The organism is Ideonella benzenivorans (assembly GCF_020387415.1).
Lineage (GTDB): Bacteria > Pseudomonadota > Gammaproteobacteria > Burkholderiales > Burkholderiaceae_C > Ideonella > Ideonella benzenivorans.
On sequence record NZ_JAGWCB010000010.1, the window covers coordinates 566045 to 578745 of the forward strand.

Below are 12701 nucleotides of genomic sequence, written 5' to 3' on the forward strand. Positions count from 1 at the left end.
AGAGCGACCGATTCAACCGGGCTGCCGCAAGGCAAATGCGCGGCGGGCCGCTGGCCGCTCCAGGCAGCGCCGGTGCCAGTCCATCAGCCCGGCATGGTCGTGGCCGCCCAGCTCGGCCAGACGCTGCAGGACGGCCGCCATGTTCAAGTCGGCCACGGTGAATCGCCCCGCCACCAGATAGCCCGTGGCGGAGACCGCGTTCGCCAGCACGGCCAGGCGGGGCGCCAGTGCCTGCAACGCCGCCCGGGCCAGCCCCGGCTCGCGCCGATCTTCGGGCAGAAAACGGGTGTGGTGAAACCACTGGCGCGCCAGCGGCTCCGCTTCGGTCGCGGCCCACAGGGTCCATTGCAGCACCGCAGCCTCCTCGGCCCAACCGTCCGGGCCCAGGGTCCCTGCGCCATAGCGGCGGGCCAGGTAGGTGGTGATGGCCAGCGACTCAAACACCACCAGCCCGTTGTCCTCGATCACCGGCACCGTGCCGTTCGGGTTGAGGCGCAGGTACCCGGGCTGCTTCACCTCAGGCGAAGCGTAGTGGATGGGGATCTGCTCGTAAGGCAGCCCCAGCTCTTCAGCGGCCCAGAGGGGACGGATGGCGCGTGAGGCGGCAATGCCATAGATCTTGAGACTCATGTTGGTTCAAAAGAATGGAAGAAGACGTGAAGAGCGTGCGGTGTCAGAGGCCCAGCGCGCAGCCGTCCTTGCGGCGGTCGGAGCCGCCGATCAGGCGGCCATCGGCCGCCCTCAGCACCACCTGGGCGCCGCCGAAGTCACTGCGTCCCCCCAGCTCGCCCTGGCCTGTCGGCTCGGTGTAGCCAGCCTGACGCAAGGCCTGGATCCAGGGCTCAGGGGTGCCGGCTTCCAGCGCCAGCACCTGATCGTTTTCCAGCCGCCAGCGGGGTGCGTCGATGGCCGCCTGCAGCGGTTGCCCCCAGGCCGCCAGACGCACCAGCAACTGCACATGCCCCTGGGGCTGCATGGCTCCGCCCACCACGCCGAAACCGGCGTGGAAACGCCCCTCACGCAGCGTCGCACCGGGCACCACGGTGTGGTACGGCCGTTTGGACGGCCCCGGACCATTGATGTGGCCAGGCTGGCTGAAACCGAAGCCGCGGTTCTGAAGCACGAAACCGCACCCTGGCACGGCGATGCCCGAGCCGAAACGCTTGAAGATGCTGCTCATCAGCGTGATGGCCAGACCTTGCTCGTCCACCACCACGGTGCAGACCGTGTTGCCAGCCGGATCGGCCACCGTGCGTTTGGCCTGGCGCATGGCCCGCTGCACGGCCCCCACCATGGCCACCACGGTGGCCGGGTCCTGTGGATCCAGCGCCTGGGGTTCCAGCTCCTCCAAGGCCTGAAGCACCGCCACGCCATGGGTGTTGGGCGGACACTCCAGCACCGTCAGACCACGGAACTCGGCACACGCAGGTTCGCGGAACAGGCCGTGATGCATGCGAAAGTCCTCCGCCGACAGGACGCCGCCCAAGGCCTGCACCGCCTGTTCGGCCGCCTGTGCGGGCAGGCCCTGGTAGAAGGCGGGCGGCCCTTCGGCCGCAACGGCAGCCAACACCGCCGCCAGTGCCGGGTTGCGGAAGGTCTCGCCCGCCCGGGGGACGGCGTCGGCACCGTACAGCGCGGCACAGTTCGGATCCACCTGCAGCACGGGACGAAACAAGGCCCATTCCCGCGCCGCCACCGGCGCCACCGCAAAGCCGTCCTGCGCGCACTGGCGAGCCACGTCGAACAGGCCGGCCCAGGGCAGACGCCCCCAACGCTGGTGCAGATCCCACCAGCCCTGCACCAGGCCAGGTGTCGTCACCGACAGCGGATGCCGCTCCGGAATGCGCCCGCCTGGCAGTGCAGCCACCCGATCGACCATGAGCGCTGCAGGCGATTTGCCTGTGCCGTTGTAGCTCAAGGGGGGGCCGTCAGGTGGCACCACCATGGCCAGCAGATCGCCGCCCAGACCGGTGGCCATGGGTTCCACCACGCCCATCACGGCATCGGCGGCAATGGCGGCATCCACCGCCGAGCCGCCTGCACGCAGACAGCTTGCGGCCGCCCGGGCAGCCAGCGGATGACCCGTGGCCACCATGGCGCGGGTGCTGATTTCTCCCTGCGGGGAGTCTGAAGAAGCTTGGGGCATGGACATGGGTGTTCAAACGCCCGGGACGGGCGCCTTCCGTTGGAATTCAAGAGAAGAGGCCGGGAGGAGCCGCGCCGTGCCCGTCAGCGCCACCCCACGGTGACGACGGTAGCGAGCAGCAGGCCCAACAGCACTGGGCCCACCAGGCCGCGCACGATGGCCAGCACCGGCACTCGTGCGACGCCGGCGACCACCATCAGCGAGGACCAGGCGATCAAAGTGCCTCCGCCGGTCCAGACGGCGCCCATCTGCGCCAGGGCGGCCAAGGCTGCCGGGTCCAGTCCCGTCCCGGGGGCGACCGCTCCGGCCAGGGCGCCGGTCAGGGGCAGACCCGAGAAGCCGGAGCCATCGATGCCTGTCAGGATGCCTACGCCCAGCATGCCCAGCGCCACTGCCCAGGGGCTGTCGGGAAGGTACTGCTGCGCATGCCGCACCAGGTCGAAGAGCAAGCCCGGCGTCGGCGCAGCCGGTGGCACATCGAGGATGCTGCCCGCGGTGTCGGCCGAACCAATGAAGAAAAAGCCTGCCACCGGCAGCACGCACCCCATGGTGCGGAAGGCGAACACGAAACCCTCGGTGAGGTGGTCGCCGATGCGGTCGAGGTAGGGCCTCATGCCCTGCCGCCTGCCATCGGCGGCCGTGACCAGCATCAACAACAGCCCGGCGCTGCCGCCCAGCAGTCGTCCTGCGCCCGCCCCCTGCAGCACCGGTTGCTGCCCCAACAGATGGGGCAGCGCCATCAGCACGATCAGTGCTGCAAAAACCACCCACACACTGCAGGCCACCAGCCAGGGTGCCCTGTTGCCGGCCGGGTGGGGGCTCTCGTCGATCTCTTCCTCGATCTGCCCCTCGACGATCTCGTCCACCCGCCCTTGCCAGAGGTGCAACCATTGTGCGCTGGGCCGGCGCAGATGCCGCCGCGTGCGCAGGTAGATCCAGGCCAGTGCCACACCCCCGGTGAGGCTCGACAGCCCCCAGGCGCGCAGGGCCACGGCCTGCGGGTCCACGCCGGCGGCCCTGGCGCTCAGACCGGGCGCCACACCAATGACCACATCGGCCGACAGGGCCATGCCCTGCCCTGCCACGGCCAGCACCATGGCAGCCGCCAGCGGTGGCAAGCCTGCCTCGATGGCCGCGGGCAGCAACACCGCCCCCACCAGGGAAATGGCTGGCGTCGGCCAGAAGAACAACGAAATCACATAGGTGACCCCTGCCAGCAACACAAAGGCCACGCGCCCGCTGCGCATCACCCGCCGCAGCGGCGTCACCATGCTCACGTCGGCTCCGACGGCACGCATGGCGCTGAGCAAGGCCGTCATCAGGGCGATGATCAAAAAGATGTTGAACAAGGACTGGGCGGCCGCCCAACTGGCCCCGAACACCGCGGACACCGCACGCAGGGGTTGCCCGGTCCACGCCCAGGCCACGGCAAAAGTGGCCAGCATGGCTGGCCCCACCACGTTGGCACGCCAAGCCATCGCCAGCAGGATGATCAGCACGCCCGTCAGGTAGGCCCAATGGGCGGCATGAAGTGGAGGCAGCTCTGACATGCGGTGATGCGCCGAATCGTCGTATACGGTATCCGCCTGCCACGCAATTCACGTGCCTCATCCACACCCCGGGATGGGGCACCTGTCGCCTCCCGCCTGCACTTGATTTGGGTTCAGCGCATGGTTCAGGTGCATGCCTGATCAAGGGACTCATGTCTCTGAGGTACGTCAAGTTGATGCGTCCGATGCCAAGGCCGAGGTGAGCCCTCCGGGTGTTCACCTCGATCAGCACACCGGCATGTACGTCAAAAAGAATACTGTATACGTAAATACAAACGCTGAGCGGTGACATCTTCCCGCTTTGGCATATCGTTTGCATACTGTATTCACAACAGCGCCATCTTGCTGTTGCTCAACCCGACGCCGCTTTCGGTTGCGCCCGAGGACACCCACTCAACGGGCCGCATACGCCGCAAGCACCCATTCCACGGTGGTGAAAGCACTTTCAGAAATGTATACAGTATCCAACAGATCCAATCCACTCCCCGTTTCTGGTTCGGCCACCTGGCCCCGCCGCACGGATCCCTCCCTCTGACAGCCGCCAACGAGGAGCCATCATGGATCTTCCCGTCTCCATTTCGCTCGCCCACTGGATGTACCTGTTGGGCGTGCTGGTGATCATCGTGACGATGATCTTCCGGGCCAATGTGCTCGTCCCCTCCATCATCGCCACCGTGCTGGTGGTGGGCGCCTGGACCGGCAGCCCGCTGGATGCCCTGGGCAGCATCTTCGGCGCCAGCTTCGTGGCCGCCAAAGAGTTGTTCAACATCTTCCTGGTCATCGCCCTGATGACCGCCTTGCTCAATGCGCTGAAGGACCTGCGCTCAGACATCCTGATGGTCGAGCCCTTCCGGGCGGTGATGAAGAACGGACACCTGGCGTATCTGGTGCTTGCCCTTGTCACCTATCTGATCTCCTTGTTCTTCTGGCCCACGCCGGCCGTGCCGCTGGTCTGCGCGGTGCTGCTGCCAGCCGCCATTGCCGCCGGTCTGCCGCCCTTGATGGGCGCAGCGGCCATTGCGATTGCCGGGCAGGGCATGGCGCTTTCGTCGGACTATGTGATCAGTGTGGCCCCCGGCATCAGCGCCAAGGCCGCCGGCGTGGCCACGCATCTGGTGGCCGATCGCGCGCTGGTGCTGTCCGTGGTCACCGGCCTGATCGCGCTCACGCTGGTCTATCTGCGCCATCGGCACGACATCCAGCAGCCTCAGGCGGCCCTGCTCACCCGCTGGCTTTCCAGCAGCGACACCCCGGTCGAGTCCACGCCCGAGCTCCATGAGGGCAGCGCTCACAAGGCCGAGATTGCCGAAGCCACGCGGCGCGATGCCCCGCTGGTCAGCGATTCAGACTTCTCGAAGGAGCTTCACACGGTGCCCGCGGCCACGCTGCCCTGGGCCCGCGCCTTCGCCTGGCTGGCCCCGCTGGCTTTCCTGACCATCATCGGGCTGATGGCTGGTTCGCGCATGGGCCTGCAGCTGCCCGACCTGAAGGGCGGAGCCGCCGCCTCCCTGGTGGGAGGCACCGCAGCCCTCCTGATGATCCTGGCCACCCAGGCCTACCACGGCCCCCGCAAGATGCTGGAGTCGGCCGCGGACCACATCACCGAAGGCTTCGTGTTCGCATTCAAGGCCATGGGCTCGGTGCTGCCAATCGCCGGCTTCTTCTTCCTGGGCGCCAGCGAAACCGCAGCCGCCATCATGGGCACGCCAGCCGACCACACCCCCAGTTTTCTGTTCGACCTGGTGCGCGCCGGGCAGGACTGGATTCCCCACAGCCGCGTGCTGGTGGGCCTGGGCGTGCTGATCGTCGGCATGGTCACGGGCATCGATGGCTCCGGCTTCTCCGGTCTGCCGTTGACGGGTGCGCTCTCCGGCGCCCTGGCACCCGCCTCGGGGGTGGATGCCGCCACATTGGCCGCCATCGGCCAGATGGGGGCCGTCTGGACCGGCGGCGGCACCCTGATCGCCTGGTCCTCGCTGATCGCGGTGGCGGGCTTCGCCCGGGTCCCCGTGCTGGAGGCCGTGCGCGTGTTGACCATCCCAGTCCTCACCGGGCTGGCCACGTCGACCCTGCTGGCCGTCACCTTCCTGTTCTGACCCACCGGCCGACCTGGCGGACCACGCGCCGGGCCGGCCGGTCCTCTCCTCTCCTGGCTGTCGCAGCCACCCGCCTTCCAACCCCCACTCTGTCAAAGCAGTTCAATGAGACTCCATCATCACCTCTCCCTTCTCGCCACCGTGTCGCTGGCCTCACTGTCCGCCATGGCCCAGGTCACGCCCGGCGTCCAGGTCTACGGCCGGGTCGACCTGGGTCTGCGGCACGACACGGCCCGCGATGCAAGCGGCAGCAAGATCGGCACACAAGTGGCCACCGCCACCAACAACGGCCTGGGCCTGATGGGCACCGAGGATCTGGGAAGCGGCAACAGCGCCTTCTTCCGCATTGAGCATCGGTTCAATGCCGACACTGGTGCCGTGGTCGACAGCTCCTCCTTCTGGAGCGAGATCGCGGTCGTCGGCCTGCAAGGCCGTTATGGCACGCTGCAACTGGGCCGTCAGGATGGCCCCATCTACTACGGTCTCTCACCGGACGCCTTCTACGGCGACTACGTGGGCGGCCGCGGGGAGCGCAAGGCCGGCGCCGACGACAAATTCAACAACGGCGCGCTCTACATCAGTCCCGCGTGGAACGGCGTGCAACTCTACCTGGGGGGCACAGCCGACCGGGTCGTGGCCTCCAACGGTCAGGTGCTGGACCATGCCAAGGCGGCAGCGCTCAAATACCAGCAAGGCCCGCTGATGCTCTCGGCCGCCGTGGCCAAGCGCTTCAACGGCGACACCGCCTGGGGCGGTGGGGCCAGCTACGACACCAGCGTGGCCACGCTGCTGTTCGTGGCCGGCCGCAACGACGGCAAGGGCTATGCCGGCCTGAGCGACGGCATCCGCACCACGCTGGACATCGGCGCCATCGTACCGATCGGCCAGGGTTCGTTCCGGGTCAAGTTCAACCACGACAAGCGCGAAACCGCCACAACGCGCAACGTCGGCCTGGGCTATCTGTACGACCTGAGCAAGCGCACCAACCTGTACCTGACCGGCAGCAACACCCGTGTCACGGGCCAGTCGGCCACCAATGCCTTCGACCTGGGCATCGTGCATCGCTTCTGACCCCTGCGGTTTGCCCAAGACAAGAAGGGGCGCCCGCAAGGCGCCCCTTCTGGATGCCGGCGGCCCGCAGGCCACACCGGTGTCAGTAGGTTCCCGGGTAGGCTCCCCCGTCCATCAGGATGCTCTGGCCCGTCAGGTAGCTGGCCTGCAGTGAAGCCAGAAAGGCACACAGAGCGCCCACCTCGTCGGGGTCGCCAAAGCGGCCGGCCGGAACCTCTGCCGCCCGCTGCGCCCACAGTGCCGGCGCGTCCAGCCCCTCCCGCTCTGCCAAGGCCTGCACATGGCGGCGCTGGGCGTCGGTGGCGAACATTCCAGGCAGGATGTTGTTGATGGTGATGTTGTGGCGAATGGCCTGGCGTGACAGCCCGGCGACAAAGCCCACCAGGCCGGCGCGAGCGCCGTTGGACAGGCCCAGTTCGGCTTGCGGTGCCTTCACGCTGCGCGAAACGATGTTGATGATGCGGCCAAAGCCACGCGCAGCCATCGGGTCCAGACACTGGCGGATCAGCTCGATGGGGCCCAGCATCATGGCGTCCAGCGCGTTCAGCCAGTCCTGGCGATCCCATTCTCGAAAGTCGCCCGGAGACGCACCATCTGCATTGGTCACCAGGATGTCCGGCGCAGGACAGGCCGCCAGCGCAGCGGCCCGTCCCGTCTCCAGCCTGATGTCGGCCACCACGGCATGCACCTTGCCAGCGGTCTGCACACGCAACGCGTTCGCGGCAGCCTGCAGCGTGCTGTCGGTCCGTGCGGCCAGCCACACCTCCACACCGGCCTCGGCCAGCCGGCGTCCGCAGGCCAGACCCAGGCCCTTGCTGCCGCCAAAGACCAGCGCACGCCGGCCCTGCAATCCCAACTCCATCCCTCAGTGCTCCTGAAAGACGAAGCTGTCGGTGTAGAGGTGCGCCAGGCTGGCACCGGCCGCGGCGAAACGGCTGCGGGCCTCGGCGATCATCGCGGGTGAGCCGCACAGGTAGATGGCCTGCTCAGACAGATCGGGATGATCGGCCAGCACGGCATCCTGCACATGGCCCCGCATGCCCGTCCAGGCGGTGTCGGCGCGCGAGAGCACGGGCACATAGCGGAAGTCGTCCAACACTTCGACCCAGCGGCGGATTTCCTCGTCCAGGTACAGCTCGTTGGCCTGCCGCATGCCCCAGTAGAGGCTCACCGGCGGGCGGTTCGGATCGTCCAGCAGCGACAGCACAATGCTGCGCAAGGGCGCCATGCCCGTGCCAGTGGCCACCAGCACCAAGGGGCGGTCATCCTCGGCCCGGTACTGAAAGCTGCCCAGCGGCACCTTCAGCGTCAACTCATCGCCCGGCTGCAGATGGCCCAGCAGGCCATCGGTGAACAAGCCACCAGGGATGCGTCGGACATGGAGCTCCAGCATGGCCTCACCACTGCGCGAGGCCAGCGAAAAGCTGCGGTGGCGGCCTTCGGCCAGCTTCAGGTCGACATACTGGCCGGGCCGGAAGTTCAGTGCCTGGCCGTCCTGCAGCGCCAGGCGGACGCGGGCAATGTCAGGATGAAGCCAGTCGACCGCGACCACGTTCACCTTGCGCTCCGCCGGTTCGGCATAGACCACCGGCGGGCGGACGCTGAGCACCAACTCGGCCGTTTGTGGCAGCGCTTGGCAGGCAATCGCCTGGCCTTGCGCCGCCTCCTCCTCGCTGAGCGCGAAGGGCCACTCCCCGTAGCGCACCTCCCCCTGCAGCAACTGAACCCGGCAGCTGCCACAGCCACCGAACTGACACTCATGCGGCAGCGGCACCTCCTGGCGCAACGCGGCGGCCAGCACGGTCTCACCGGGCTGCACCTCGAAGCGCCGGTCCGCCTCCAGCCAGTGGACCGTGGCGTTCATCGCTTGATGTCCGCCTGCACCACCACCTCGCGGCCCTGTGTCTGCAGCAAGGCCTGCAGGGCCGCCAGTGCGGCCAGGCCGCACTTCGTGTCCTGCTCACCGTTGCCGCCGCTCAGGCCCACGCCACCCACCACCTCACCGTCGACGACGATGGGGAAGCCGCCGACGAAGACGGCAAAGCGGCCCTCGAAGCTCCACTGGATGCCGAAGGCTTCGTTGCCGGGCAAGGCCGGGCCGTTGGGGGTCTGGTTGAACAGGTGGGTCGAACGCTTGTGACCGGCCGCGGTGAAGGCCTTGTTCCAGGCGATCTGCGGGCCGGTCACACGGGCACCGTCCATGCGTTCGAGCAGCAGCGGAAAACCGCCTTCATCCACCACGCACACTGTTTCCAGCACGCCCAGGGCCTGGGCCTGCTGCACGGCGGCGGCAATCATCGTGCGGGCTTCGCCGACTTCAAGTTTCGAAAAGGATTTCATCGAGGTTCCTTGGATTCGTTAGAGCATGGCCGCTCAGAGACCGCGGTAGACCATCTTGGTCTGGGTGAAGAACTCCAGCCCGGCCCTGCCCGATTCGCGGAAGGTCGACGTGCTGGAATGCTTGACGCCGCCGAACGGCGCGTTGATCAAGTTGCCGGTGGTGGTGCGGTTGATCTTCACGGTGCCGGACTGGATCTCCTGCGTGAAGTCATGCATGTAGCGCGGGTTGCGCGTGGCAATCGCGGCCGAGAGGCCATAGCGCGAATCGTTGGCGATGGCCATGGCCTGCGCGAAGCTCTCCACCTCCATCAGCGCGATCACCGGGCCGAAGATCTCCTCGCGGGCGATCCGCGCCGTGGGCTTGACATCGGTGAAGATGGCCGGCGAGATGTAGTAGCCGTGTTCATAGATGCCGTCGGTCAGGCGCTCGCCACCGCACAGGCAGGTGGCCTCGCCACGGCCGATGGCGATGTACTCCATCACCGTGCGCAGCTGCTTGGCCGTGGCGAGCGGGCCCAGGTCCATGCCGGGTTGGTCGCCCGGTCCGATCTTGAGCCCCGCCACCCGGGCCAGCAACTTCTCGGTATAGGCCTGGCGCACGGCGCTCATCACCAGCACGCGGCTGGTGCCGGTGCAAGCCTGGCCCGTCAGCGAGAAGCCGCCCTTGATGGTCAGCTCCACCGCTTGGTCCAGATCGGCATCCTCCATCACGATCAACGGGTTCTTGCCACCCAGCTCCATCTGCAGCCGGGTGGTGAGGTGCACGCTGCGGTGGATGTGTTCACCCGCCTGGGTGGAACCGGTGAAGGTGATGGCCCGGATGGCTTCCGAGGTGGTGATGATCGGCCCCACGTCGCCAGCTGCGCCGGTGACGAAGTTCAGCACCCCCTTGGGCAGTCCCGCCTGGACCAACGCCTCGGTCAGACGCAAGCCGCTGAGCGGCGCGTCCGATGAGGGCTTGAACACCACGGTGTTGCCCGTCACCAGGGCGGGTGCGAGCTTGCGTGCCGGGATGGAGGCCGGAAAGTTCCAGGGCGAGATGACCGACACCACGCCCAGCGGTTCACGCCGGCTGTAGACCTCCAGTCCGGCGTCATCTTGCGGATAGGTCTCGCCGCCCAGGGTCTGGGCTTCGACGGCGTAGAAGCGGAAGGTCTGCGCCGCACGCAGGAATTCGTCGCGACCCAGCGCTGCGGATTTGCCTTCTTCGCGTGTCAGCTCGTGGCCAAAGGCCTCCGCATGCTCTTCCAGGTAGGTGGCGGCCTTCAGCAGCACCTGGCAGCGCTTGCTCAGCGGCGTGTGGCGCCAGCCATCGAAGGCCGAGGCCGCCGCGGCCACAGCGGCCTCGGCATCGGCAGCGCCTGAAGCCTGAAAACGACCCACGATGTCACGCGTATCGGCAGGGTTGATGTTGTCGAAGGTCCGGCCGCCAAGACTGCGGACCCATTCGCCATTGATGTGATTGAGGAACTCTTCGGTACGGGATGACATGGCGGGTGCTCTCGGGTCAGGCGGCCAGCGCCAGGTTGGGCAGGTCCTGGGCCACGTAGTCGTGGTAAAGCGCCGTGGTGTAGAGCAGGCGCATCTGGGCACCGATCTCGCAGATCTTCAGGCAACGCTGTTGCAGCTCAACCGTGTTGGCATGTTCCAGCACGATCTGGTAGCCGCGCTCGCCGTGGATCTCGTCGGAGACGATGTGCAGGTCGAAGAACTCGACCTCCTCATCGGTGAAGCCATACTTCTCGCGCAGGGTCGGGGTCTGTTTGCGGTAGATGGAAGGCACCTGCGATTCCAGCCCCACGACCAAGCCGGCCACGGCCACGACCGGGTCTTCACGCATGGCCACGGCATAGCACCAGCTCTGCAGGCCCCGGGTGGTGGCCGACATGTTCTCCGGGTCCACCACCCGGGCACGGGTGGTGCCACAGGCTTCGGCGAAGCGGATCAGCAGGTCGGTGTGGCGATCGCCACCGATCTCTTCCTCGTACATGTTGGACAGCAGGAAGTCCTTGGCCTCGGTCATGTGATCAGGCGTGCGGGCGTAGATGTAGCCCAGGTAGTCGGCGAAAGGCCCCACATAGTGGTAATGGTTCTCGGCCCAGCGCGCCAGATGGGCGCGGCTCAGCTGGCCCGTGGCCCAGGCAATGCTGAAGGGCGCCTTGTTGGCGCTCTTGCCCTTGATCGCGTTTTCCAGCGCGGTGCGAAATTCATCTCGGTTCATCAGTTGAGACACAGCAGGACTCCCGGCCATCAAGGCCATGAATGAGGAAGACAGAGGGAAAGTTGCAGAAGAACACCCGATCCATCTCTTGCGGAAAGACAATGTTCAGGCGTTATGGATACTGTATACCAAATAAAAGCCGCACGACAAGCGGTCCCATGTCGGATCGCGCTGTTTCGCCTCTGGAGATCTGGCCGGGGTGCGCGGTCCGGTGAGGGATGACTTGAATCAATGTATGTATACTGTATACTGAAGCTTTGTTGCTTGTTCTCACTTCCTCTCTTTGTTGCCCGCCATGCCTCACGTCATCTTTCACAAGAACGGCCAGACCTACAGCGCTGATGTGCCGCTGCGGACCAACCTCGTGGTCAAGGCCGGCATCAAGCAGTTTCCCTTCCCGCACCTGAGCTACGGATGCGGCATGGGCAAGTGCGCCAAGTGCGCCTGCAAGGTGTTGCAAGGCGGCGAGCAACTGCCGCCGGCCAACTGGAAGGAAAAGAAGCAGCTGGGGGCACACCTGGCAGGCGGCTACCGCCTGGCCTGCCAACTCTGGCTTGAGCATGACATCGAGTTGCTGCAGGACGCCGAACCCCTGGCCTCTGCCGTGACACCGGGGGCTGGTGCCTGAGGCCGCATCGACCCTTCGTCTTCCCATCTCCCTGGAGCCCATCCCATGTACGTGATCCTCACCAGCAAAGCGGGTCAGTTCCGCACCGAAAGCGGGCCGGGCCTGACCCCCATCGAGGCCTATGACTATCTGCTGTGCGGCCATCCCCGCGCGCGCTTCGTGATCGCCGAGATCGAAGGCGACCCGCGGGTGCGTGTGGTCGACACGGCCGGCCGAGAGACCGTCAATCTGGTGCCTTCGAAGTTCCTCGCGCGCTATGCCAGTCTGGATCAGGCTCGGGGCGAGCTGACCGACCTGTGCCATTTCGGCCAGATGGAGCTGGCACTGCGCCCTGTCCCGCTGCAGGCCATCACCCCGGGAGCGACGGCATGATTCGCATCACCTTTCTGAACAGCGACGGCAAGGTGGTGGAAGCACCGCCCAACAGCAACCTGCTGCGGGTCTCGCTCAAGGAAAAGGGTGGCATCCCTTTCAAGTGCGGTGGAGGCCTGTGCGGCACCTGCAAGTGCCGCATCGAACAAGGGATGGCCCACACCGATGCGGTCAAGCCCAAAGAGCGCCGCCACCTGAGCGATGCGCAGCTGGCCGAGGGCTACCGAATGGCCTGCCAGACCTTCGTCAACGGCGACATCGCCGTCTCCTGGTAGGC

The 12701-nt window shown here is 66.6% G+C and carries 13 protein-coding genes; 5 read left to right on the forward strand and 8 right to left on the reverse strand.

Features of this window, described 5'->3' with window-relative positions:
- Positions 1–12: 12 nt before the first annotated feature.
- The 3 genes from KGA65_RS11375 to KGA65_RS11385 all read right to left on the reverse strand — a co-directional run bounded on the left by KGA65_RS11375 (position 13) and on the right by KGA65_RS11385 (position 3696).
- A complete protein-coding gene (locus tag KGA65_RS11375) occupies positions 13–630 on the reverse strand; it encodes a glutathione S-transferase family protein (protein ID WP_225863223.1) in 618 nt (205 codons plus the stop codon).
- A 43-nt stretch (positions 631–673) separates the two neighbouring features.
- Entirely contained in the window at positions 674–2146 is a 1473-nt protein-coding gene (locus KGA65_RS11380) for a gamma-glutamyltransferase family protein (protein WP_225863224.1), read from the reverse strand.
- An 83-nt stretch (positions 2147–2229) separates the two neighbouring features.
- Entirely contained in the window at positions 2230–3696 is a 1467-nt protein-coding gene (locus KGA65_RS11385) for a hypothetical protein (RefSeq protein ID WP_225863225.1), read from the reverse strand.
- Positions 3697–4253: 557 nt separating this feature from the next.
- Here KGA65_RS11385 and KGA65_RS11390 point away from each other — a divergent pair.
- Together KGA65_RS11390 and KGA65_RS11395 are read left to right on the forward strand one after the other, a co-directional pair.
- Positions 4254–5792, forward strand: coding sequence for a hypothetical protein (locus tag KGA65_RS11390; RefSeq protein WP_225863226.1), 1539 nt, complete (start codon positions 4254–4256; stop codon positions 5790–5792).
- 105 nt (positions 5793–5897) lie between these two features.
- On the forward strand, positions 5898–6863 hold the full coding sequence (locus KGA65_RS11395) for a porin (RefSeq protein ID WP_225863227.1): 966 nt from the start codon (positions 5898–5900) through the stop codon (positions 6861–6863).
- Between the two features lie 82 nt (positions 6864–6945).
- On the opposite strand, the gene KGA65_RS11400 is transcribed toward KGA65_RS11395, so the two are convergent.
- The 5 genes from KGA65_RS11400 to KGA65_RS11420 are packed head-to-tail and all read right to left on the reverse strand — an operon-like array spanning position 6946 to position 11436.
- The gene (locus KGA65_RS11400) at positions 6946–7725 is read right to left on the reverse strand and encodes an SDR family oxidoreductase (protein ID WP_225863228.1); all 780 of its coding nucleotides are present in this window, start codon (positions 7723–7725) and stop codon (positions 6946–6948) included.
- A 3-nt stretch (positions 7726–7728) separates the two neighbouring features.
- On the reverse strand, positions 7729–8727 hold the full coding sequence (locus tag KGA65_RS11405; RefSeq protein ID WP_225863229.1) for a 2Fe-2S iron-sulfur cluster-binding protein: 999 nt from the start codon (positions 8725–8727) through the stop codon (positions 7729–7731).
- Positions 8724–9203, reverse strand: a complete 480-nt coding sequence (locus tag KGA65_RS11410; RefSeq protein ID WP_225863230.1) for a GlcG/HbpS family heme-binding protein — start codon at positions 9201–9203, stop codon at positions 8724–8726. The genes KGA65_RS11405 and KGA65_RS11410 overlap by 4 nt, the downstream gene beginning before the upstream one ends.
- A gap of 33 nt (positions 9204–9236) precedes the next feature.
- Positions 9237–10694 carry an aldehyde dehydrogenase family protein gene (locus tag KGA65_RS11415; RefSeq protein WP_225863231.1) on the reverse strand — a complete coding sequence of 486 codons (1458 nt, stop codon included), beginning with the start codon at positions 10692–10694 and terminating at the stop codon, positions 9237–9239.
- 16 nt (positions 10695–10710) lie between these two features.
- On the reverse strand, positions 10711–11436 hold the full coding sequence (locus tag KGA65_RS11420; RefSeq protein ID WP_225863232.1) for an iron-containing redox enzyme family protein: 726 nt from the start codon (positions 11434–11436) through the stop codon (positions 10711–10713).
- 283 nt (positions 11437–11719) lie between these two features.
- Between KGA65_RS11420 and KGA65_RS11425 the strand changes: the two genes are divergently transcribed.
- From KGA65_RS11425 to KGA65_RS11435, 3 genes are read left to right on the forward strand one after another with little or no spacing between them, the layout of a single operon-like run.
- The gene (locus KGA65_RS11425) at positions 11720–12052 is read left to right on the forward strand and encodes a 2Fe-2S iron-sulfur cluster-binding protein (RefSeq protein ID WP_225863233.1); all 333 of its coding nucleotides are present in this window, start codon (positions 11720–11722) and stop codon (positions 12050–12052) included.
- Positions 12053–12097: 45 nt separating this feature from the next.
- A complete protein-coding gene (locus KGA65_RS11430) occupies positions 12098–12424 on the forward strand; it encodes a ferredoxin (RefSeq protein WP_225863234.1) in 327 nt (108 codons plus the stop codon).
- On the forward strand, positions 12421–12699 hold the full coding sequence (locus KGA65_RS11435; RefSeq protein ID WP_225863235.1) for a 2Fe-2S iron-sulfur cluster-binding protein: 279 nt from the start codon (positions 12421–12423) through the stop codon (positions 12697–12699). Before KGA65_RS11430 ends, KGA65_RS11435 begins: the two co-directional genes overlap by 4 nt.
- Positions 12700–12701 lie beyond the last annotated feature (2 nt).

What these genes read in the sequence shown, in the direction of transcription:
- KGA65_RS11375 (WP_225863223.1), bottom strand. Translation starts at nt 630, where the DNA reads ATGAGTCTCAAGATCTATGGCATTGCCGCCTCACGCGCCATCCGTCCC.
- KGA65_RS11380 (WP_225863224.1), bottom strand. Translation starts at nt 2,146, where the DNA reads ATGCCCCAAGCTTCTTCAGACTCCCCGCAGGGAGAAATCAGCACCCGC.
- KGA65_RS11385 (WP_225863225.1), bottom strand. Translation starts at nt 3,696, where the DNA reads ATGTCAGAGCTGCCTCCACTTCATGCCGCCCATTGGGCCTACCTGACG.
- KGA65_RS11390 (WP_225863226.1), top strand. Translation starts at nt 4,254, where the DNA reads ATGGATCTTCCCGTCTCCATTTCGCTCGCCCACTGGATGTACCTGTTG.
- KGA65_RS11395 (WP_225863227.1), top strand. Translation starts at nt 5,898, where the DNA reads ATGAGACTCCATCATCACCTCTCCCTTCTCGCCACCGTGTCGCTGGCC.
- KGA65_RS11400 (WP_225863228.1), bottom strand. Translation starts at nt 7,725, where the DNA reads ATGGAGTTGGGATTGCAGGGCCGGCGTGCGCTGGTCTTTGGCGGCAGC.
- KGA65_RS11405 (WP_225863229.1), bottom strand. Translation starts at nt 8,727, where the DNA reads ATGAACGCCACGGTCCACTGGCTGGAGGCGGACCGGCGCTTCGAGGTG.
- KGA65_RS11410 (WP_225863230.1), bottom strand. Translation starts at nt 9,203, where the DNA reads ATGAAATCCTTTTCGAAACTTGAAGTCGGCGAAGCCCGCACGATGATT.
- KGA65_RS11415 (WP_225863231.1), bottom strand. Translation starts at nt 10,694, where the DNA reads ATGTCATCCCGTACCGAAGAGTTCCTCAATCACATCAATGGCGAATGG.
- KGA65_RS11425 (WP_225863233.1), top strand. Translation starts at nt 11,720, where the DNA reads ATGCCTCACGTCATCTTTCACAAGAACGGCCAGACCTACAGCGCTGAT.
- KGA65_RS11430 (WP_225863234.1), top strand. Translation starts at nt 12,098, where the DNA reads ATGTACGTGATCCTCACCAGCAAAGCGGGTCAGTTCCGCACCGAAAGC.
- KGA65_RS11435 (WP_225863235.1), top strand. Translation starts at nt 12,421, where the DNA reads ATGATTCGCATCACCTTTCTGAACAGCGACGGCAAGGTGGTGGAAGCA.